This window comes from Streptomyces sp. 8L (assembly GCF_020176795.1).
Lineage (GTDB): Bacteria > Actinomycetota > Actinomycetes > Streptomycetales > Streptomycetaceae > Streptomyces.
In genome coordinates this window covers 16,405-35,853 of the sequence record NZ_JAIUKE010000053.1, presented here as the reverse complement: position 1 = coordinate 35,853, position 19,449 = coordinate 16,405, and the positions used below count along the sequence as shown (strand labels likewise).

Here is a 19,449-nt window from a genome sequence, read left to right as displayed (position 1 = left end):
CCAACGGCCCAGCGGCCTCGCGCGCCGCGCGCCCCCCCCCCCGGCGGCGGGGGGGGCGGGGGCCCCCCCCGGGGCGCCCCCCCCCCGCGGGGGCGGGGGGCCCCCCGGGGGGGGGGGCGCCCCCCGGCGCGGGGGGGGGGGACAGGGTCGAGTCGAAGCCGGTCTTCGCGATCGCGGTCTCCCTGCTGACCGCAGAAGACACGGCCGTCACCACGGACATGACGACGACGAGCCCCGCGACCAGGCCGACACGGGTGTTGTCCGGGCCGGCCAGCGCGGTCGCGATGAGCGGTGCGCAGCCGCCGAAGATCGACGCGAGCTGGGGGCCGAGTGAGGCGCCGCTGTAGCGGATGTGGGCGGGGAACAGTTCGGTGAAGTACGCCGCCTGGGGGCCGTAGCAGGCGTCCCGGCCGATGTTCACACCGACCATGAGGGTGACGAGGATGACGGCGAGGTTGCCGTGCTGCACGGCCCACAGGAACGGGAAGGCGATGACCGCCATGGCGAGGGCGCCGAGCCAGATGGTGCCGCGGCGCCCGATCCGGTCGGACACGTAGCCCCACAGGGGGATGGTCAGCAGGGAGAGTCCCGAGACCACCAGGGTGGGCACGAGGATGTGGTTCTGGCTCAGCCCGATGGAGACCGCGTAGGACAGCATGAAGCTGGTCCACACGTAGTAGTTGCCGATGTCGGCGACACGGATGCCGGCGACCCGCAGGATGGTCAGGGGGTGTTCCCTGATCGCGGTCAGGACGGGCAGGCGTTCGATCTTGCCCTGGCCGCGCATCTCCAGGAAGACCGGCGACTCCATCAGGCTCAGCCGGACGTAGAGTCCGGTGGCGACGAGCACCGCGGAGAACAGGAACGGCAGCCGCCAGCCCCAGGAGTTGAACGCGTCGTGGTCCATCACCGTGCTGACGATGCTGTACAGGCCGTTCGAGCTGAGGGCGCCGAAGGCGACGCCGACCTGGGGCAGGCCGCCCACGAAGCCGCGCCGCTCGGGCGGGACCTGCTCGGTCACCATCAGGGTGGCGCCGGCCCACTCGCCGCCCACGCCGATGCCCTGGATGAACCGCAGCACGGTGAGGATCACCGGTGCGGCGACGCCGATGGTCGCGTAGGTGGGCATGCAGCCGACCAGGAAGGTCGCGGTGCCCATCATCAGCAGGGACACGATCAGCGCGCGCTTGCGGCCGAGCCGGTCGCCGAAGTGGCCGAAGATGATGCCGCCGAGCGGGCGGGCGACGAAGCCGACGGCGTAGGTGCTGAAGGCGAGCAGGGTGGCGACGTAGGGACTGGTGCCGGACGGGAAGAACTGCTTGTTGAAGATGACTGCGGCGGCGACGCCGTAGAGGTAGAAGTCGTACCACTCGACGCTGGAGCCGAGCGTGCCCGAGACGACCGCACGTCGTCGCTCTGCGGGGCCGCGTTGCGCCATTGCCACTTGGACCTCCGGATGGGTGTGCCGGGCGGGCCGGGGCCTTCGCCCGGAAGAGAGGGTCAGGTCCTCCCGCTCGGCGGGACCGGGCCGAAGGCGCCGGACCGGCGCAGCCGACGGCGTTCGCCTTCGGTGAGACCGAGCTCGCTGAGGACCTCGTCGGTGTCCTGTCCGAGGGCGGGCGGCACGCGCCGCACGCCGGGACGCTCACCGTCGTAGGTCAGGGGGTGCCCCACCACGCGTACCGGTCCCGCACCGGGGTGGTCGAAGCTGATGATGGACTCGTTGTGGGGGGGGGGGGGGGGGGGGGGCCCCCCCCCCCGCCCCGCGCCCCCCCCGGGGGCGGGGCCCCTGTGTTTTCTGGCGGGGGGGGGCCCCGGGGGGGGGGCCCCCCCCCACCGCCCGGTAGTCGGCCACGGCCGTGGACCACACGCCGTGCGCGGCGAACCGGGCGGACCACTGGGCCGACGTGCCGGCGGCCAGCCGGTCGGCGATCAGCCGGGTCAGGGCCTCCCGGTCGGCGGGATCGTTCTGGTCGTAGCCGGTGAACGCGGGGTCGTCGAAGACCTCCGCCAGCTGCTTCGAGGAGACCAGGGAGAGGCACAGGTGACCGTCGCTGACGGCGAAGACGCCGTACGGGGCGGGGTGGAAGGTGGTCGCCACACCGGCGGCGCTCCTGGGGTGCAGGCGTTCGCCGTTGAGGTGGTAGGCGAGGGACTCGATCTGGAGGTCGAGCGCGCTGTCCAGCAGGTTGCCCCGTACATGGGTGCCCTCGCCGGTGCGCCGGGCCTTCAGCAGGGCGGCGAGGATGCCGAGGGCGCCGAGCACCGCGCCGTGCTGGTCCACGACGGACGTGCCGACCGGGGTGGGGGGGGGGCCGGCCCGCCCGGTGATGGAGGCCAGGCCGCTGACGGCCTGGACGAGCAGGTCCTGGCCCGGGTCGTCGCGGCGCGGTCCCGTGGAGCCGAACCCGGTGAGCGAGCAGTAGACGAGCCGGGGGTTGTCGCGGCGCAGGTCTTCGTAGCCGAGCCCGTACTTGTCCAGGACGCCGGGGCGGTAGTTCTCGACCACGGCGTCGACCTCGCACGCCAACTTGCGCAGCACCGCCCGGCCGTCCTCGTGCCGCAGGTCCACGACGATGTTGCGCTGGTTGCGGCCGGCCGAGAGGAAGAAGACGCTCTCCTCGTTCAGGAACGCGCGCGCCCCCGCCCAGCCGCGCTCCCACGCGCCGCCCGGGCGCTCGACCTTGACGACGTCGGCGCCGAGGTCCCCGAGGATCTGCGAGGCGGACGGCCCCTGCAAGTAGTGGGTGAAGCTCAACACCCGGGTGCCTTCGAGCATCATCGTGCCTCCGTCGGTTGTGCGGGCTTCGTGAGGGGCGCCGTACTCGCCCGGACGCGCAGCTCGTAGCCGAACCGCGGTTCCTCGCTCCGGTCCCCGGCGAACAGCCGCACCGCGGCCCGTCCCATCGCGTAGCTCTGGAACCGCAGGCTGGTCAGCGGCACCCGGGCGAAGACGGCGAAGTCGATGTCGTCGCAGCCGGAGACTGCGACGTCGCCGGGGACCGAGAGCCCCCGCCGGAGCAGCGCGTCGATGGCGCCGAGCGCGCCGTAGTCGTTGAAGGCCAGGACCGCGTCGAAGCCGACTCCGCCGTCGAGGGCGCGTTCGACGGCGGCGCGGCCGTCGTCCGCGGTGAAACCGGCGAAGTCGACCAGTGCCGGGTCCTGGTCGAGACCCAGCTCGGCCACGGCCGCGCGGTAGGCCGCGAGCCGGGTCCGTACGACGAGCCAGTCCTCCTTGCCCGCCACGCACAGAATCCGGCGTCTGCCCATGTCGGCGAGGTGGGCGACCATCGCGCGGATGGCGCCCGTGTCGTCCACGGTAACGGCCGGGAAGTCGGACAGGTGGGGCCCGATGGTGACGACGCTGGTGCCGAACCAGTCCCGGCCTGCCAGGTGCGCGTCGTCCCCGAGCCCGCCGCCGCAGAACACGATCCCGTCGACGCGCTTGGCCAGCAGGAGGTCGATGGCCTCGTTCTCCCGCTCGATGTCCCGGTCGGTGTTGCAGAAGACGATGCCGTACCCCTGCGGATGGCTGGCGTCCTCGACGCCCCGGGCGATCTGCTGGAAGTACTGGTCCCCGAGGTCGGGGACCACCAGGCCGAGGACGCCCGTACGGCCGCCCCGCAGCGCGACGGCGGCGGGGTGGGCCCGATAGCCGAGCTCGCGGGCGGCGGCGCGTACGCGTTCACGGGTCTCGGGTGTCAGCTCGCCGCCCTTGTCGTTCATGACGCGGGACACCGTCGTGACCGAGACGCCGGCACGCTCCGCGACGTCGCGGGCACTGACCCGGTTTGCGGGCATCGCCATCTCCACTCTGTGGGTTCCTGGTGCGGTTGCGGTGCGGGGCCGCCTCGTACGGCTCCGCGGTGTGTTTTGTGGTCCGCCACCGTGGTGTGGGCGGCTTCGCCGTGCGGCCCGGGCGGCGCGGGTGTGGTGCCGCCGGGCGCTTCCGTTCTGCCGGTCTGTTGTGCGGTGCCGAGGTCCCGAACCGCGGTGACGTTTGCGCAAACCTTTCCACAAACGATTGCGGAACTTATATCGCAGCGGGTACAACAGCGTCAACGGGTCAGACCCGGATCACCGCCGGCGCGACACCCGCGGTCACCCGGGAGCCGGGTGCCGGCCGACGGGGCGCCGGTGCCGAAGAGACGAAGGAGCACACATGGCAGTGCCTGCCGCGAACGTGGGCGACGAGGTCACGTTCAGCAAGACGGTCAGCGAGTCGGACGTGTACCTGTTCGCCGGTATCACCGGCGACCTGAGCCCGAATCACGTCGACGAGCAGACGATGAGCACGACTCCGTACGGCGGGCGCATCGCCCACGGCGCCCTGATGGTCGGCTTCATGTCCACGACGTCGACCAGGATGATCGAGAAGCTCGGTGGTGCCACCGCCGTCTCCTACGGCTACGACCGGGTCCGCTTCCCCCGTCCCGTCCGCTTCGGCGACACCGTGACCGTCCGCTACCGGATCGCCGAGATCGATCCGGAACGGCCCCGGACCTACGCCGACATCGACGTGACCAACCAGCGCGGCGAGACGGTCGCCGTCGCCCGGCACACCCTCCACTTCCTGTGAGCGCGGCACAGCCGGCACACTCCGGCTCCCCGATCGTGCCCGGAACCGACCTCGACCTCACGGCCTTCCTGCGGGCCGCCGCCGAACGCGTCCTGGCCGGCACCGCCGGCTGGGAGGACGGGGCGATGCCGCACTACGCCGAGAAATCCGCGTGGGTGCGTGTCGACATCGCCGCGCGCAGCCAGTGGCACGGCGACTACTACGACCACGGCAACTGGACCAGCGGTTTCTGGGCCGGGCAACTCCTCGAACTGGAGGAGTTGGGGGCGCCGGGGCTGCGCGCGACCGCCGAGGGCATCGCCGACGCCGTCCGCGTCCGGGCCGACGACGACGGCACGCACGACATCGGCTTCCTGTTCCAACCGTCGGCGTGCGCGCTGGCCGACCTCACCGGCGAGCAGCGCCGGCGGGACGACGCCGTACGAGCCGCCGAGGTGCTGCTGAGCAGGCTCCGCAGCCCCGGCGGGTACCTCCAGGCGTTCGGCCGGCTCGACGATCCCCGCTCACGGGGCACGAGCACGATCGACACGATGATGAACCTGCCGCTGCTGTGGTGGGCGGCCGAGCGCACCGGGCGCCCCGAGTTCCGCGAGGCCGCGATCAGCCACGCCGACGCGACGCTGCGGACCATCGTCCGCCCCGACGCCAGCACGTACCACCTCGTGCGCTACGGCGAGGACGGCGTTCCCACCTGGCGCGGCACCTACCAGGGCGGCGACGACGCGTCCTGCTGGACACGCGGCCAGGGCTGGGCCATCCACGGCTTCGTGTCCGCCCACCTCGCCACCGGACTGCCGCGCTACGCCGACGCCGCGGCCCGCACCCTCGACTTCCTCTGGTCGCACCTCGACCCCGGGGAACTCCCGCCGAACGACCTGGACCGGGACGGCAGCGCGGCCGACTCGTCGGCGGGCGCCATCGTCGCCTCCGCGCTGGCCGAATCGCTCGCCGACCCGGCCCTCGCCGAGCGCCTCGATGCCGACGCCCGCCTCGGGCAACTCCTCGAAACCCTGGGCAGGAAGGCGCTGTTCAGCGACCGGGTGGGGCTCCTCGGCCACGCCGCCTACTCGGTCCCCCACGGGCTGGGCGTCGACGGTCCGCTGCCCTACGGCGACTACTACTACCTCAGGGCCGTCCGGCTCCGGCTGCGCCACGGCTGAGCGCCGGGCACCCGGGGCGCGGGGCGCGGTCGCCGGGCACCCGGGGCCGTGGAGCGCGGCCGAGTCGCTGGGCGCCGGGGCCGTCCGGCCTGTCATGGATCGCCGTGCCTCCGTACCCGCCGTGCCTCCGTACCGCCGTACCGCCGTGTCTCCGTGCGGCGCGGGTCGGTGCTCACGGACGGCGTTCCCCTCCCCCGCCGCGCGGACCGGTCGCGGGACGGGGGCCGAACAACAGGGGATCGACGGGTTGGTCCCGCACTCGGCGGCAGCGCAGGCCCGCCCGGCGTGCCAGTGCGCGGGCCGCCCCGTGCGCGGTCCGGTAGGCGCCGATCGTCCGGGCGGTGTGGGCGGGGACGGCGATCCAGCGGCTCCGGCGGCCGTCGCGGTGCAGGCGGGTCCGGCCGAGCAGTTGTCCACCGCAGGCGACGACCTGGATGACCGCGTGTCCGGGGAAGAGCGGGGTGCAGGCCAGACCGCGCTCCCGAGCGAGCCGCGCCAGCGCCTGCTCCTCGCGGATGTGCCACTTGGCGTTGACGACGGTCAGCTGGGCCGCGCGCAGGACCGTCTCGGCTTCCTGATCGAGGTGTGTCATGACGCAACTCCTGTCGTGGCTCAGTCGCGGGCCAGGCGGCGGCGGGTGACGGCGTGCGGACGGGCCGCCTCGGGGCCGAGCCGTTCGAGCTTGTTCGCCTCGTAGTCGGCGAAGTTGCCTTCGAACCAGAACCAGTTGGCACCGCCCTCCCAGGCGAGGATGTGCGTGGCGACACGGTCGAGGAACCACCGGTCATGGGCGGTGATCACAGCACAGCCGGGGAAGTCGAGGAGGGCGTTCTCCAGTGACGCGAGGGTCTCCACATCCAGGTCGTTGGTCGGCTCGTCCAGCAGCAGGAGGTTGCCGCCCTGTTTGAGGGTGAGCGCCAGGTTGAGGCGGTTGCGTTCGCCGCCGGACATCACACTCACCGGCTTCTGCTGGTCCGCCCCCTTGAAGCCGAAGGTGGCCACGTAGGCGCGGGACGGCAGCTCGGTGTTCCCCACCCGCAGGTGGTCCAGGCCCCCTGAGACCACTTCCCACACCGATGCGCCGCTCTCCAGGCCGGCCCGGCCCTGGTCGGTGTAGGAGATCCGGACGGTGTCACCGATGCGCAGTGTGCCCGAGTCGGGCTCCTCCTCGCCGACGATCATCCTGAACAGTGTGGTCTTGCCGACACCGTTCGGTCCGAGCACACCGACGAGTCCGCCGCGCGGCAGTGAGAACGACAGATCCTCCATGAGCAGCCGGCCACCGAACCCCTTGGTGAGGTGGTCCGCCTCCAGAACCAGGCCGCCGAGCCGCGGACCCGGCGGGATCTGGATCTCCTCGAAGTCGAGCTCGCGGGTCTTGGCCGCCTCGCTCGCCAGCTCCTCGTACCGCTCCACCCTCGCCCTGGACTTGGCCTGGCGGCCCTTCGCCCCCGAGCGCACCCACGCCAGCTCGTCCGCCAGACGTTTTCGCAGCTTGGTGTCCTTGCGGCCCTCCACCCGCAGGCGGGCCGCCCTGGTCTCCAGGTACGTCGAGTAGTTCCCCTCGTACGGGTAGGCGTGGCCCCGGTCGATCTCCAGAATCCACTGGGCGACGTTGTCGAGGAAGTACCGGTCGTGTGTGACCGCGACGACCGTGCCGGGATACTCGCCGAGGTGCTGCTCCAGCCAGGCGACCGACTCGGCGTCCAGATGGTTGGTGGGCTCGTCGAGCAGCAGCAGGTCGGGCTGTGACAGCAGAAGCCGGCACAGCGCCACGCGGCGCCGCTCCCCGCCCGACAGCTCCGCCACGGGTGTGGCCGGCGGCGGGCAGCGCAGGGCGTCCATGGCCTGCTCCAGCCGGGAGTCGAGATCCCACGCGCCCACCCGGTCCAAGGACTCCTGGAGGGGGCCGAGCTCGTCAAGGAGCTCCTGCATCTCCTGGCCGCCGTCGGTGTCGGCGAGAGCGGCGGTGACCTCCTCGTAGCGGTGCAGCATGCCGCGGATCTCCGCGACCCCCTCCTCGACGTTGCCCCGTACGGTGGACGACTCGTCGAGCCGGGGCTCCTGCTCCAGAATGCCGACGCTGGTCGCGGGCGCGGGGAACGCGTCTCCGTGGGTCGGCTGCTCCAGCCCCGCCATGATCCGCAGCACGGTCGACTTGCCCATGCCGTTCGGCCCGACGACGCCGATCTTGGCGCCGGACAGGAAGGACAGGGAGACGTCGTCAAGGATGACCCTGTCACCGTGGGTCATGCGCACCTTGCGCATCGTGTACACGAGCATCCGCGCGACCTCCCTCACCACACCGCCGCGCGTGGCGGCCGGTCCTGGCAGAGGCCATCAGCACGGAACGTGCGCTCAAGGGCGAGCCTCATCGCCCGTACAGCTTCCAGTGTGCGCCCGGGCGCCGCCCCCTCGCACGTCCGTCGGCGGCGGGACAGCGCCTCGGGGTCCCTGAGCGGGGAGACGCGAGGCGGTGGTGCGGGACCGTGGAGGTCCCGGCGGCGGGCACCGCGGTCACGCAGCTGCCCGGGGGGACTTCACCCCGTACCCGAGGCCGCTCTTCTGGCTGTCGGCGATTTCGAGCAGCCGGTTGTATTTGGCGATGCGTTCACCACGGGCCGGCGCGCCGGACTTGATCTGGCCGCACCCGGTGCCAACAGCGAGGTCCGCGATGAAGGAGTCGGGTGTCTCGCCGGAGCGGTGGGAGACCATCTGCGTGTAACCGGCTTCACGGCAGACTCGCACGGCTTCCAGCGTCTCGGTCACTGTCCCGATCTGATTCACCTTGATGAGGGCGGAGTTCGCGACCTTGCGCTCGATGGCGTCCGTGATGATCCCGGGGTTGGTGACGAAGATGTCGTCGCCCATCAGTTGGACACGTTCACCCAGGCGGGCGGTGAGCGCCGTCCAGCCTTCCCAGTCGTCCTCCGCAAGTCCGTCCTCGATGCTCCATACAGGGAAGCGGTCGATGATCTCCTCGTAGCGGTCGGTGAGTTGGCCGGCGGAGAGCCGGCGCCCTGCCACCCGGTAGGCGCCGTCCGCGTAGAACTCGCTGGCGGCCGGATCGAGCGCGATGGCCACACCCTTCGGACCCGCCTCGTAGCCCGCGTCGGCGATGGAGGCCACCAGGAGGGCCAGGACGTCCTCGGGTTCGTCGATCTCGGGTGCGAATCCGCCCTCGTCCCCCAGCCCGGTGCTGTTCCCGGCTTCGGCCAGGCGGTGCTTGAGGCGGGCGTACACCTCGGCGCCCGCGCGGACGGCCTCCGTGAGGCTGGGGGCGCCGAGCGGGGCGATCATGAATTCCTGGAAGTCGAGGTTGTTCGGCGCGTGCACGCCGCCGTTCACCACATTGAAGTGGGGCACGGGCATGCTCGGAGTGGTTCCGGCGATGTCGGCGAGTGACATCCACAGCTCCTTTCCCGCGGCGGACGCCTCGGCCCGTGCGGCGGCCATGGAAACTCCCACGACGGCGTTGGCCCCCAGGCGGGACGTGTTGCCGGTCCCGTCCAGCGACATCAGCAACTCGTCGACCTTGGCCGCCGATGTGAAGGTACGGCCGACGAGAGCTTGGGCGATCTCCCCGTTCACATGGTCGACCGCCGCCCGGACGCCCTGTCCGCCGAACCGGCTGTCGCCGTCCCGCAGCTCGACCGCCTCCAGGGTGCCGGTGGAGGCGCCCGACGGAACGCCGGCCCGCACCTGGACACCGCCCGGGGCGGTGAGCGTCACCGACAAGGTCGGACGAGCGCGTGAGTCGAGGATCTCCACCGCGTGAATCCGGGAAATCGTGAAAGCCATGTTCTTTCCTTGTCGCGAGTACGAATGCGGATGGTTTTGCGCCACTCGTTCGTGCACTGTGTTCAGGTATGTCCTTCGCTCGCCACGGCTGCCGCGGCCGTGCTCGCCGCGTCGGGGTCCAGGTAGGTCCACCCGCTCCCGAGAGGCCGCAGACCGCGGTCGAAGTGCCGGTAGAGCGGGGCGCCGGTGGGGATATTGAGATTCCTTGCTTCCGCCGCCGACAGATTATCCAGCAACGTGAGCAGGGCGCGGATTGAATTGCCGTGAGCGACCATGAGTACGGTAAGACCGGCCGTCATCCGAGGTGCCAGGACTTCCGTCCAGTAGGGCGTGATCCGCTCCACCATGTCGGACAGGCTCTCCGCACCGGGGATTCCGTTTCCGCGCAGGGCGGCGTAGCGCGGGTCGTCGTACAGGGTCTTGAGCATGCCGGGAGGAAGGGCTTCCGGTTTTCCGTGCAGCGATCTGCGCAGCGTTTCGTAGCGTTCTGGACCGGCCTCTTCCCGTACCTCGCTTTTGTCGCGCCCGGTCAGAGCCTGCCGCTCGTTCAGCCGCCAGGTGCGGGTTACGGGCACCCACGGCCGGCCCGCCTCTTCCAGCACGATGTCCGCCGTCTGGACGGTGCGGCGCAGGAGCGAGGTGTGGACGGCGTGCGGCAGGAGTTCCGATTCCGCTATCAGCCGCCCCGCGGTCACGGCTTCCGCACGGCCCTTTTCCGTGAGGGGAACGTCCAGCCAGCCGGTGAAGCGTCCCTGCGCGTTGGTCGTACTCTGGCCGTGCCGCAGCGCGATCAGGCTGCCCCGCGGTATCAATGTGCCGCACCGCCGACCCGCTTTCGGGCCGCGTCGATCTCGGCATACGCCTCGTCGCGGCCGGCCCAGTGGGAGCCGACGACGGACTTGCCCGGCTCCAGATCTTTATAGACCTCGAAAAAGTGGGTGATTTCGAGTTCATCGAACTTCGGCAGGTCGCTGATGTCGCGCAGGTGCGCCATGCGTGGATCGTGTGACGGTACGCAGAGGACTTTTTCGTCCGGCCCCTTCTCGTCGGACATCACGAACATTCCGATGGCCCGGCATCCGATCGAGCATCCGGGAAAGGTCGGTTCACCGACCAGGACCAGGGCGTCCAGGGGGTCGCCGTCCCGCCCCAGTGTCTCTTCGATGTAGCCGTAGTCGGCGGGATAGCGGGTCGAGGTGAAAAGAAGCCGGTCCAGCCTGATGCGGCCCAGCTCGTGGTCCATCTCATACTTGTTGCGAGACCCTCGGGGGATCTCAACCGTCACGTCGAAGTCCATTGCCCCATCCTTCGGGTGCTGATTCTGTGCGAGCGGAAGTCTCTGCTCTACGCGGCGGAAGTCTCTGCTCTGTGCCGCGGAAGTCTCTGTTCTGCGCTGATGGAACCCGCGAGGAATCTCAGCGGCTCTCATACCTGCGGCATACGTCCGAAGCCGGGACGCGCACCCGGTATCGCGGGACGAGCACGTCGTCTCCCGGCTTCCCGGGACCCTTCGCCACGTCGTCCAAGCGGCGGGCCGGTGCAAGGAGCTCGGCCTGTCGTGGGTTCGACGGCCGGCACGCGGCCGGCCGGGGCGACGCGCCTACCAGGGCGCAGCGGGATCGTCGTGGAAAGCGGCGCTTCTCGGGTCCTGGTGATGGCCGGGTACCGGCTCGAACGGGCATGGCTCCTCCTGGTCGCGTCGAAGACAACCAGGGACCGTCAGCGGTCGCGTGACCGCGGTTGCGGTGAGCCCCATCACCGACGCGCCGAGCGCGCAGACCCAGTATGCCCCGAACATTGATGATCAGCACACGCGGGTCGGCGACGGTGCTCCGGCAGCCCCGGCATCCGCTCGGCGCCACAGGCGGCTCCGCCGTATCGGCAGGTGCCCGTGCGTCTAACGCATGGCCGCGTAGATTCCGCAGATCAGCGCGAACACGAGACCGGACAGAGCGACGCCTTCCGAACGCACGGCCGCACCCACGACGGTGGCAGCCACCCCGATCAGGACGCCCAGCCAGGGCCGGCGCAATCGTGCGAGCAAGTACCTCCGGAAGTGGGAGAGTTGGCGATCGAGAACCGGCTCCTCGGCCGACAGGCGCCGTTCTATCCTGTCGAGTTCGCGGCGCTCATGCTCGGAAAGGCCCATGTCAGAGGCTCCGCCTCAACGCCGGCCGATACCAGGACGGCACCACGGCCCCGCATGGCCCAACGGCGCGGGGCAGGCCCCGGGCTCGGTCCATGGCAACAGGTTTCACGGCAGCTCCTACCAGTCAAGGTAGGGACCGTTGGCGGCCCATCGACGTATCGGCCGCGGTTTCGGCGAGCCCCACCGCCGTTTTCCCGTAGACACGGTACCGGTACCCCGGCCCGGGGCGGGAGACACCGGCCGGGCGAGGGCACTCTCCGTACACCTCACGGCGCCGGGCCGCACCAGAGCGCCGGCCGGGCGCCGGCCGGCGCTCGGACTCCCAGGTCGCAGTGGGGGAAGGGAGCGCGCCCCCCGCGGCAGTCGCACCCGCGAAGGCACCGGGGCCGACGGGGACCGGCGCGTCCGTCTTGACCAGGAGGGTCCGCCGCTGTTCACTGTCGAATAGGCGATGGACCCCGCCCGTGGCTCTTCTGAGCCCGAACCGCCTCCACAGGCTGATGGCTCCTGACGGATACGTCAGGCATGCCGACTGGAGGAGGCGCCGTGGGAGCTGACACCACCACTCGGTGTGAAGCGACGACTGTCACGCAATGCCTCTCTGCCGCTCCGCCGGCTTCATTTCGTGCGCCCCCGGCGCCAGACGATCGGACTCTCCGATGAACTGTTTCGACTGCCACGCCACTGATCACGTCTCGTCGGCGGCCGTCGCCACCTGCCGCTCCTGCGGGAGTGGTGTGTGCGGCGACCACGCCTACGCTTTCCCGCAGGAGATCCGCGCACTGACCGGACTCGGGGTCAGCACGAAGCCGCTGTCCGCACGGCGGATACTGTGCGGCCTGTGTGCGCGAGCGGAACACACTCGCTGAGCACCGCCACACCACGGCGCACCGACCCGGTCCGGTGCCGTGCGCGGAGCCCAACACCACGGAAGGTGGCAGACATGCCTGCCGTCCCGGTCTCCATCGATGCGACGACGGGATCGTCCATCGGGCCCGACGAAGACGAGGATCTTCACGAGCACGAGGATCTTCCCCCTGCCTCACCCGCCGCGCGGGCGCACGGTTGGCCGGTGGGGCACGGGCAGTTGCTGGATACGCTGTACACCAACGGCTTTCCGCTCCAGGCGCTGGTCCTGATGCAGGAGCCCGCGCTGTCAGGTGCCCAGGTCGAGGTGCGCCCCCTGGGAGTCCTGTACCTGGCTGACGGCGGTCAGGTACAGGACGCCGTACTCGGCGTGGCAGATGTGCCGGCCCTCGGCGCCGTGGTCGACTCCAGCGACATGAAGGCCTGGCACGCCACTTCCGGTGCCTGGATGTCCGCGCTGGGACGGCTGGACAGGAGCCACGACTGCCGGCTGCGCGGCTCCGGAAGCCAGGCGGACGCCGAAAGGCTGATCGCGAGAGCCCACCGTGAATACCTACGGCTGACGGGGTGTCTTGAATGAGCGGGCGCATCCTCTCTTCCCGGTCTTCCCGGTCTTCCCGGTCTTCCCGGCACGTCCCGTCCCGTCCTCTGAGCACGGCAGGAGACACCATGCCGATCCGCAGACTCGTCCTCGACGTCGACAAGACGGTGAACGAACCCGACCTCGTCGTCCTCGCGAACGCCATCGAGAACTCGCCGGGGGTGGAGGCCGTGAACGTCACGGTGACGGGGATCGACATGGAGACCGTGGGCACCGATGTCACGGTGGAAGGAGCCGATATCGACGTGGACGCGCTGTATCGGTCCATCGAGCGCACAGGCGCTGTCGTACACAGCACGGACCAGGTCGCGGCGGGGTCCTACACCGTCGAGGGCAAACCGCGTCACCGATGACGCTTTCGCTGCGCCGAACCGCCGAGCGCACGCGTCTGCCGCTCGTCCTCGGCCTCACGGACGGCCTGTTGAACGCCCTGACGCTGGCGGGCGCGTCGTTGATCGGGAGCGGCGCGTCCATCGGGTACCTGCTCGCTGTGCGCGTGTCGGTCGTCGCCCTGGTGACGGCCGCGTTCTCGGTGTTCGTCTCCGACTACGCCGAGCGCCGCGGCCAACTCGTCAGCGCCTCCCGGGAACTCAACCTCACCACACGAGGGCAGCTGGCCACCACACGCCTCGGCCGTCTCGCCCTGCACCGTTCGCTCGGCGCGATGGCCGTGGCCTGCGCGGCGAGCTTCATCGGCGCGCTGGTCCCACTCCTGGCGGGCGCCGTCCTGCCCAGTGTGTCCTGGTGTGTTGTGGTCCTGGCGATCGCGGCGCTCGCCGGCGTGGGCCCCGCGCTCGGCCGCGTCGTCGGGGGCCGGGTGGCCGTGTGGGCCGTCACGATGGGGGCGGGCGGTGTCGTCGTCACCGCTATTGGCGTGTGGCTCCACATCGCCTGAGAGGGAAGCGCGATGAACCGCGCGGGGATCTCTCGTCGAACGGCGCGGGGGTCTCTCGTCCCACCGGCCCGAGAGCGCCCGGCCGGCAGGTTCGGCCTGCCACGACTCCGGGGAGTGGACCCGGTGAGACTGCCCAGGAAGGCCGCCGGACTGACCCGCCCACGTGGCTGACCAAGGAAGTGGCCAGTGTCGGCCTGGCCGGCTTCGCCTACGCGGCGGTGTGCATGGCCGCCGCCGCGGTCACAGGTGCCTTGACGGTCCCGCGCACCGAACTCGGGGACGCCGCGTGAACGCGCGCCCGCGCCACGGCTACTCGTCGGGCTGCCGCTCGTACAGCACCACCGGCCCGGGGTTCTCTCCCGTGATCTCGGAGAGATGGAGATGCCGGATGTCACGCAACGCGTCCGCGATGTTGGGGCGCAGCGACAGTCCGGCGAGTTCCTCGACCGGGACGAATTGCGGCACCAGGCCGGCCTCGCACAGCCGTGGATCGCCCGTGATCTCTTCGTCCGGATACAGGACGATCTCCGCCACTCGGCGCCCCGTATCGCCGTCATAGGTGTTCAGAAGAAGGGCGCAGTGCATTCTTCCCGCGGTGAGCCCCGTTTCCTCGCGCAACTCGCGCCGGCCGGTGCTGCTCATGTCCTCACCGTCCCGTACGTGCCCTCCGGGCAGTTTCCAGGTGATGACGCCGTTTTCGGAGCGCCGGACCAGGAGTACGGACTCGCCCCTGAAGATCGCGACAGAGCACCGCGTCTCTTCCGGCGGGGCAGGGGGTGGTGACGTGCTGCTCACCCTGGACACCTTCTTCCTCGTCCGATGTGTTCGCCCGGAGATGGCTCACCGGGACGCCCTTCCGCTATTTCTCCGACTCCGCCGCGCGCCACCGGCGCAGAAAGGGGCACCGCCCACCTGGCGGCCTCAGCCGGACGCCCGCCGCGTGGAGGTGCCGTTGGACGCTCGCCCCCGGATGGCCCGTCAGGAGCCCGATGTGCGCGGCTGCGAGCCCGCATTCCTGGTAGAGATCCCTGAGCAGTTCGCCGGTCAGGGGGTGCGGTGTCGGAAACCGCTTGCGCAGCCGGCCTTGCGCGGCCGGGACGACGGGGACGCGGTGCCGGCGCAGCGCGGCCCTCACCAGGGAGTCGGCGTACAGCGCCGAGACCAGCCGGATCGCCCTCGGCCCCGTGGCGGGCGCAGGGCCTCCGAGCCGTACAGAAAGGCCCAGCTCGTGTGCGTTGGTGAGCACGACACCGCGTGTCGTGCCCAGCCTGTTCGCCGTGTGCTCGGCGGTGAGTTCGCGGCGGACGTAGAGGTCCCTGAGGTCCGACAGCGGCAGTTGCCGTCTCAGGATCTGCCCGGCGCGGCCCTTTCGCCGGCGGGGGATGCCGTAGGCGGCCAGCCGCTGGCGTACGGTGCGTTCGCTCATACCGAGCCGCTCTCCGATCTCCGTACTGGTCAGCCCCTGTTTCACATAGAGGTCGGCGAGCTTCGCGCCGAGCGAGGGAGAGAGGCCGGAACCGCGATGCTGTCCCGCGCCTCGCGGCCCGACGGCTATGCCGGACGCCGTCAGCAACCCGGTGATCCTCGCGCGCGGCATGCCCGTCCTGCGTGCGATCTCGGCCACGGAGAGACGCTCGCAGGCATACCAGTGCACGATGCGCGGCTCGCTCGGGCCGGCGTCCCCGTGAGCGCAGCGGGCGGGCAGGTTCGCTTCGGGCGGGAACGTGGACACCAGCTTCACTCCTGCCACAGGGGTGCCGTAACGGCACATGCGTCAGGGGCCATCAGCTGTCGTCGCGGTTCGGCGCCCCACAGGGCGGCCAGGCGGGCTCCATCGCCTGCGCGCATTGTGACAGGAGCTCATATCGCGCGCCAGTGGACAGGTCCCGTCGGACGACCGACTCCCACTCCCGGCCGACAGGGAGCGACAGGAGGCGACCTCATCAGTGTGTTCCGACGGCCGGTCACGATGCCGGGCGCACCGGAGGTGTTGTCGCCCCGCTGCACCGAAGCCGTTGCCCCGTCCGGCCGTATCGCCGCGGCCGGGTGATTGACTGCCCGCACCCGCGGGCAGACGATGGGCATCACCAGGCGATGAGGCTCGCCTTCAACCGCGGACCCTTTCCGCTGATGGCCTCTACCGACGGACCGCACCGTGTCATGTGGTGCTCTAGATGGTGGAGGCATGAGTGGGTGTTGTGCATTCCGTTCCCTCGTGGGACGGCCGCCCCGCTCGCCGCCCACTCCCGCCGCCGGGTCCGGGGCGGGCGATGCCATGAGCGTCGTCCTGCCGGCCCAGGCCGTACAGGCCTTGCAGCCGCTGACCGTACTGATCGCCGCACCGGGCCTTTCAGGGGTCATCGCGACCGTCGAGGCGCGCATGCAGGGCCGGCGCGGGCCCCGCGTCCTCCAGCCGTACTTCGACCTCGCGAAGCTGTTCCGCAAGGAATCGATGGCACCGATCGGCGCGAGCTGGTTCTTCCTCACCGCCCCGGCGGTGGCCATCGTCTGCTATCTGACGGTCCCCCTGCTGATCCCGGTGCTGACCACCTTCGGACTGCCGCTGGGCTACATGGGCGACATCCTGGGGGGCGGCTTCCTGCTCGCCCTCGGCAGCTTCTGCGTGGCCGTGGCGGCGGCGGAGAGCGGCGGGCCGTACGCGCAGCTGGGCGCCAGCCGTTCGAAGACGTTCGGCGCCATCACGGAACCCGTCATGCTCTTCGTCGTGTTCACCGTGGCCCTGGTGACGACGACCGACCTGCCCTATGTCCAGGCCGCCACCGTGCGCTCCTCCGCCGAACAGATCATCAGGCCCGCGCATCTGCTCGCCAGTGTGGCCCCGTTCCTGGTCATCCTCTATGAGACGGCGCGTATTCCCGTCGAGACGCACACCGGGACCAACGAGTTCGGCATGATCGAGGAAGCCCGTCTCTTCGAGCATTCGGGCCCCTACCTGGCCCTGCTCAAGTGGGGCTCGGCGATGAAGCAGCTGATCCTCTACACGATCCTCATCGACGTCTTCCTCGCCCCCTGGGGCCTTTCCTCCAGCACCGAGGCCGGCGCGGTGGGGGTCGCGATCCTCGCGCTGCTGGGCAAGTCGGTGCTCCTGGGATGCGTGGTGGCGACCATCGACAACACCTTCGCGAAACTCCGGCTCTTCAAGATCACCGAGTTTGTGGCCGCGGCCTTCCTGCTGGCCGTCCTCGCGGTGTTCACCCTGTACCTCGGAGGCGGCTGATGCACACTCTGGCGGCGTCCGACGCGCCACCCAGCACGTTCGAGGGCGCCGCGAACGCGGTGGCGGTCCTGATGCTTCTGACCGAGTTCGCCATGTTGCGCGCGACCCTGTCCAGGTCCCAGGTGAGGCTCTACGCCCTCCAGTCACTCCTCGTCTCGGTCCTCGCCGTCATCGTCGCGGCCGGGCGGGACCTCCCCGAGCTCTACGCGTTGGCGGGCGTCTCCTTGGCGCTGAAGGTGATCGCGGTGCCGTGGGTGGTGACGAGCCTGCTGCGGGACGCCCAGATGGAGATCACGGGTTCCGGCGCCATCGGCGTCGCCAGCGCCACACTGCTGTCGCTCGCCCTGGCCGGGTTCGGATTCTTCGCGATCGGCTCGCTCGACATCCGCAGCCGGTTCCTGCCCCAGGCGGCGCTCGGGCTCTCCGCGTCCATCGTGCTGGTCTCGTTCATCCTGATGATCGTGCGCCGCGACGTGGTCTCCCAGGCCGTCGGCTTCTTCTCGCTGGAGAACGGTGTGTCACTCGCCTCCCTGGTCGTCGCGGCCGGGATGCCCCTCATCATCGAGGTCGCGTTCCTGTTCGACCTGCTCGTCGCCGTGGTCGTCTTCGGTGTGCTGATGCGTGTCCACCACCACCGCTCGGCTTCGCTGTCCACCGCGTCCCTCAACCGACTCCAGGGGTGAGACGCGATGCACACGGTCCTCCCCCTCCTCACGCTGGTCCCGCTGGTGCCGGTCACGGCGTCGTTCCTCGCGCCGGTTCGCGTCACTCAGGCTCTGACAGTGCTCTCCGGACTCGTCTGCCTGGGGCTGGCGTTCGCGCTGGTGCCCTCCGCCGCCGGGCCGCACCAGCCCCACCTCTCCTTTCTGCGCGCCGACGCCCTGTCCACGGTGTTCATGCTCGCCACCGCGTTCGTCTACGCGGCGTGTGCCGCGCACAGCGTCGGCTACCTGCGCCACGACGAGAGGGCCCGCGACTTCCCGCGCTACGCGCGGCGCTTCTACGTCGGGTTCAACCTCTTCGCGTGGTCGATGCTGTGCGCACCACTCGTCGACGGTCTGGCTCTGCTGTGGATCGCCGTGGAGGTCACCACGGTGATCTCGGCACTCCTCGTCGCCGTGGAGAACACCGAGGGTGCGACGGAGGCCGCCTGGAAGTACGTGCTGATCGCCTCCGCCGGGCTCGGCGTGGCCCTGCTGGCCACCATCTTCATGTACTACGCGGGCTCCCGGGCGCTCGGGCAGACCTACGACCTGGCCTTCTCGCCCCTGCTCACGGCGGCCCCCCATCTCCCGCACACCGTGGTGCGGTTGTCCTTCGTCCTCGCCCTCCTCGGCTTCGGGACCAAGGTGGGGCTCGTCCCCGTCCACACATGGCTGCCGGACGCGCACGCGGAGGCGCCCACCCCGGTCTCGGCGATGCTCTCCGGCTCGCTCCTGGCCATCAGCTTCTACGCGGTCCTGCGCTACTACCAGATCACGGCCGCCACGCTCGGCCCGCGCTTCCCCCAGAACACCCTGCTGGTCTTCGGCATCGCGTCCCTGCTCCTCGCCGCCCTCTACCTGCTCGACCAGCACGACATCAAGCGCATGCTCGCCTACTCCAGCGTGGAGCACATGGGCATCCTCGCCATCGGAATCAGCTTCGGAGCACCCCTCGCGTCCGCCGGGGTCCTGCTGCACGTCCTGGCCCACGCCGCCGCGAAGAGCAATGCCTTCATGGGAGCGGGCGCGCTGGTCAGGAAGTACCGCACCAAGGAGATCAACCACCCGCGCGGCGGCAGCGGGCTGCTGCCCTGGTCGGCGCCGCTCTTCCTCGCGGCGATCCTCGCCCTGTGCGCCATGCCGCCCTTCGGGATCTTCCGCAGCGAGTTCCAGATCGTCGCGGGCGGTCTGCGGCAGGGACGCTACGGGCCCGCCGTCGTACTCGTCGTCCTGGTGACCGTCGCCTTCATGGGGCTCGCCCTGGCCGCGACCCGCATCGTACTCAGCCCGGCCCCTGCTGGCAGCGAGGAGCCGGCGCCGGGCGAGCCCAGCGTCTGGATGGTGGTGCCGGCCGTCGCGGGGATCGTCGCGCTGGTGGTCCTCGGCCTGCACCCTCCTGCGGTGCTGGCCCAGTTGCTGGCCCACGGAGCAGCCGAGTTGGGAGGAACGAGGTGA

Annotated in this window: 21 protein-coding genes and 3 riboswitches; of the genes, 9 read left to right on the top strand and 12 right to left on the bottom strand. The window is 70.6% G+C overall.

The genetic code is table 11. From position 1 onward, the window contains the following. The 4 genes from LCE31_RS06635 to LCE31_RS06625 all read right to left on the bottom strand — a co-directional run. Positions 1-1,438, bottom strand: a 1,438-nt coding sequence (locus LCE31_RS06635) for an MFS transporter (protein WP_225013047.1), incomplete at its 3' end; no start/stop codon positions are given. Between the two features lie 62 nt (positions 1,439-1,500). Continuing rightward, positions 1,501-1,635, bottom strand: a complete 135-nt coding sequence (locus LCE31_RS40320; protein ID WP_263631518.1) for a hypothetical protein — start codon at positions 1,633-1,635, stop codon at positions 1,501-1,503. A 10-nt stretch (positions 1,636-1,645) separates the two neighbouring features. Further along, positions 1,646-2,782: a CaiB/BaiF CoA transferase family protein gene (locus LCE31_RS06630; protein WP_225013046.1), complete on the bottom strand. Its 1,137-nt coding sequence runs from the start codon at positions 2,780-2,782 to the stop codon at positions 1,646-1,648. Beyond that, the gene (locus LCE31_RS06625; RefSeq protein ID WP_225013045.1) at positions 2,779-3,807 is read right to left on the bottom strand and encodes a LacI family DNA-binding transcriptional regulator; all 1,029 of its coding nucleotides are present in this window, start codon (positions 3,805-3,807) and stop codon (positions 2,779-2,781) included. The genes LCE31_RS06630 and LCE31_RS06625 overlap by 4 nt, the downstream gene beginning before the upstream one ends. A gap of 355 nt (positions 3,808-4,162) precedes the next feature. Between LCE31_RS06625 and LCE31_RS06620 the strand changes: the two genes are divergently transcribed. Beyond that, complete coding sequence (locus tag LCE31_RS06620) at positions 4,163-4,579, top strand: MaoC family dehydratase (RefSeq protein ID WP_225013044.1); 417 nt, start codon at positions 4,163-4,165, stop codon at positions 4,577-4,579. Positions 4,580-4,614: 35 nt separating this feature from the next. Further along, the gene (locus LCE31_RS06615; RefSeq protein ID WP_225013043.1) at positions 4,615-5,739 is read left to right on the top strand and encodes a glycoside hydrolase family 88 protein; all 1,125 of its coding nucleotides are present in this window, start codon (positions 4,615-4,617) and stop codon (positions 5,737-5,739) included. A 172-nt stretch (positions 5,740-5,911) separates the two neighbouring features. Here LCE31_RS06615 and LCE31_RS06610 read toward each other — a convergent pair whose 3' ends face one another. The 6 genes from LCE31_RS06610 to LCE31_RS06585 all read right to left on the bottom strand — a co-directional run bounded on the left by LCE31_RS06610 (position 5,912) and on the right by LCE31_RS06585 (position 11,689). Then, positions 5,912-6,331, bottom strand: a complete 420-nt coding sequence (locus LCE31_RS06610) for a hypothetical protein (protein WP_225013042.1) — start codon at positions 6,329-6,331, stop codon at positions 5,912-5,914. A 20-nt stretch (positions 6,332-6,351) separates the two neighbouring features. Continuing rightward, on the bottom strand, positions 6,352-8,022 hold the full coding sequence (gene ettA / locus LCE31_RS06605) for an energy-dependent translational throttle protein EttA (RefSeq protein WP_225013041.1): 1,671 nt from the start codon (positions 8,020-8,022) through the stop codon (positions 6,352-6,354). A 41-nt stretch (positions 8,023-8,063) separates the two neighbouring features. Next, positions 8,064-8,127: riboswitch (Fluoride riboswitch) on the bottom strand. A gap of 129 nt (positions 8,128-8,256) precedes the next feature. Further along, on the bottom strand, positions 8,257-9,540 hold the full coding sequence (gene eno / locus LCE31_RS06600) for a phosphopyruvate hydratase (protein WP_225013040.1): 1,284 nt from the start codon (positions 9,538-9,540) through the stop codon (positions 8,257-8,259). 62 nt (positions 9,541-9,602) lie between these two features. Then, complete coding sequence (locus tag LCE31_RS06595) at positions 9,603-10,352, bottom strand: 2,3-bisphosphoglycerate-dependent phosphoglycerate mutase (protein ID WP_225013039.1); 750 nt, start codon at positions 10,350-10,352, stop codon at positions 9,603-9,605. Further along, the gene (locus LCE31_RS06590; RefSeq protein WP_225013038.1) at positions 10,349-10,837 is read right to left on the bottom strand and encodes an inorganic diphosphatase; all 489 of its coding nucleotides are present in this window, start codon (positions 10,835-10,837) and stop codon (positions 10,349-10,351) included. The genes LCE31_RS06595 and LCE31_RS06590 overlap by 4 nt, the downstream gene beginning before the upstream one ends. A 600-nt stretch (positions 10,838-11,437) precedes the next feature. Beyond that, positions 11,438-11,689, bottom strand: coding sequence for a DUF3040 domain-containing protein (locus LCE31_RS06585; RefSeq protein WP_225013037.1), 252 nt, complete (start codon positions 11,687-11,689; stop codon positions 11,438-11,440). A 438-nt stretch (positions 11,690-12,127) separates the two neighbouring features. Further along, positions 12,128-12,206: riboswitch (Fluoride riboswitch) on the top strand. A gap of 76 nt (positions 12,207-12,282) precedes the next feature. Here LCE31_RS06585 and LCE31_RS06580 point away from each other — a divergent pair. The 4 genes from LCE31_RS06580 to LCE31_RS06565 all read left to right on the top strand — a co-directional run bounded on the left by LCE31_RS06580 (position 12,283) and on the right by LCE31_RS06565 (position 14,052). Next, positions 12,283-12,558 carry a DUF2180 family protein gene (locus tag LCE31_RS06580; RefSeq protein ID WP_308042224.1) on the top strand — a complete coding sequence of 92 codons (276 nt, stop codon included), beginning with the start codon at positions 12,283-12,285 and terminating at the stop codon, positions 12,556-12,558. Between the two features lie 74 nt (positions 12,559-12,632). Continuing rightward, on the top strand, positions 12,633-13,136 hold the full coding sequence (locus LCE31_RS06575) for an inorganic diphosphatase (protein WP_225013035.1): 504 nt from the start codon (positions 12,633-12,635) through the stop codon (positions 13,134-13,136). An 89-nt stretch (positions 13,137-13,225) separates the two neighbouring features. Continuing rightward, on the top strand, positions 13,226-13,510 hold the full coding sequence (locus tag LCE31_RS06570) for a DUF211 domain-containing protein (RefSeq protein ID WP_225013034.1): 285 nt from the start codon (positions 13,226-13,228) through the stop codon (positions 13,508-13,510). Continuing rightward, positions 13,507-14,052 carry a hypothetical protein gene (locus LCE31_RS06565; protein WP_225013033.1) on the top strand — a complete coding sequence of 182 codons (546 nt, stop codon included), beginning with the start codon at positions 13,507-13,509 and terminating at the stop codon, positions 14,050-14,052. The genes LCE31_RS06570 and LCE31_RS06565 overlap by 4 nt, the downstream gene beginning before the upstream one ends. Before the next feature lie 309 nt (positions 14,053-14,361). Here LCE31_RS06565 and LCE31_RS06560 read toward each other — a convergent pair whose 3' ends face one another. After that, positions 14,362-14,847 (bottom strand): NUDIX hydrolase, encoded by a 486-nt coding sequence (locus LCE31_RS06560; protein WP_225013032.1) that lies wholly within the window; start codon positions 14,845-14,847, stop codon positions 14,362-14,364. Positions 14,848-14,911: 64 nt separating this feature from the next. Further along, positions 14,912-15,802, bottom strand: coding sequence for a hypothetical protein (locus tag LCE31_RS06555; RefSeq protein WP_225013031.1), 891 nt, complete (start codon positions 15,800-15,802; stop codon positions 14,912-14,914). A 331-nt stretch (positions 15,803-16,133) separates the two neighbouring features. Continuing rightward, a riboswitch (Fluoride riboswitch) is annotated at positions 16,134-16,199 on the top strand. A gap of 128 nt (positions 16,200-16,327) precedes the next feature. Here LCE31_RS06555 and LCE31_RS06550 point away from each other — a divergent pair. The 3 genes from LCE31_RS06550 to LCE31_RS06540 are packed head-to-tail and all read left to right on the top strand — an operon-like array spanning position 16,328 to position 19,449. Beyond that, entirely contained in the window at positions 16,328-17,290 is a 963-nt protein-coding gene (locus LCE31_RS06550; protein WP_225013030.1) for a respiratory chain complex I subunit 1 family protein, read from the top strand. Continuing rightward, complete coding sequence (locus LCE31_RS06545) at positions 17,290-17,973, top strand: hydrogenase (protein ID WP_225013029.1); 684 nt, start codon at positions 17,290-17,292, stop codon at positions 17,971-17,973. The genes LCE31_RS06550 and LCE31_RS06545 overlap by 1 nt, the downstream gene beginning before the upstream one ends. A 6-nt stretch (positions 17,974-17,979) precedes the next feature. Next, entirely contained in the window at positions 17,980-19,449 is a 1,470-nt protein-coding gene (locus LCE31_RS06540) for a proton-conducting transporter transmembrane domain-containing protein (RefSeq protein ID WP_225013028.1), read from the top strand.

What these genes read in the sequence shown, in the direction of transcription:
- LCE31_RS06630 (WP_225013046.1), bottom strand. Translation starts at nt 2,782, where the DNA reads ATGATGCTCGAAGGCACCCGGGTGTTGAGCTTCACCCACTACTTGCAG.
- LCE31_RS06625 (WP_225013045.1), bottom strand. Translation starts at nt 3,807, where the DNA reads ATGGCGATGCCCGCAAACCGGGTCAGTGCCCGCGACGTCGCGGAGCGT.
- LCE31_RS06620 (WP_225013044.1), top strand. Translation starts at nt 4,163, where the DNA reads ATGGCAGTGCCTGCCGCGAACGTGGGCGACGAGGTCACGTTCAGCAAG.
- LCE31_RS06610 (WP_225013042.1), bottom strand. Translation starts at nt 6,331, where the DNA reads ATGACACACCTCGATCAGGAAGCCGAGACGGTCCTGCGCGCGGCCCAG.
- ettA (WP_225013041.1), bottom strand. Translation starts at nt 8,022, where the DNA reads ATGCTCGTGTACACGATGCGCAAGGTGCGCATGACCCACGGTGACAGG.
- eno (WP_225013040.1), bottom strand. Translation starts at nt 9,540, where the DNA reads ATGGCTTTCACGATTTCCCGGATTCACGCGGTGGAGATCCTCGACTCA.
- LCE31_RS06590 (WP_225013038.1), bottom strand. Translation starts at nt 10,837, where the DNA reads ATGGACTTCGACGTGACGGTTGAGATCCCCCGAGGGTCTCGCAACAAG.
- LCE31_RS06585 (WP_225013037.1), bottom strand. Translation starts at nt 11,689, where the DNA reads ATGGGCCTTTCCGAGCATGAGCGCCGCGAACTCGACAGGATAGAACGG.
- LCE31_RS06580 (WP_308042224.1), top strand. Translation starts at nt 12,283, where the DNA reads ATGCCTCTCTGCCGCTCCGCCGGCTTCATTTCGTGCGCCCCCGGCGCC.
- LCE31_RS06575 (WP_225013035.1), top strand. Translation starts at nt 12,633, where the DNA reads ATGCCTGCCGTCCCGGTCTCCATCGATGCGACGACGGGATCGTCCATC.
- LCE31_RS06570 (WP_225013034.1), top strand. Translation starts at nt 13,226, where the DNA reads ATGCCGATCCGCAGACTCGTCCTCGACGTCGACAAGACGGTGAACGAA.
- LCE31_RS06565 (WP_225013033.1), top strand. Translation starts at nt 13,507, where the DNA reads ATGACGCTTTCGCTGCGCCGAACCGCCGAGCGCACGCGTCTGCCGCTC.
- LCE31_RS06550 (WP_225013030.1), top strand. Translation starts at nt 16,328, where the DNA reads ATGAGCGTCGTCCTGCCGGCCCAGGCCGTACAGGCCTTGCAGCCGCTG.
- LCE31_RS06545 (WP_225013029.1), top strand. Translation starts at nt 17,290, where the DNA reads ATGCACACTCTGGCGGCGTCCGACGCGCCACCCAGCACGTTCGAGGGC.
- LCE31_RS06540 (WP_225013028.1), top strand. Translation starts at nt 17,980, where the DNA reads ATGCACACGGTCCTCCCCCTCCTCACGCTGGTCCCGCTGGTGCCGGTC.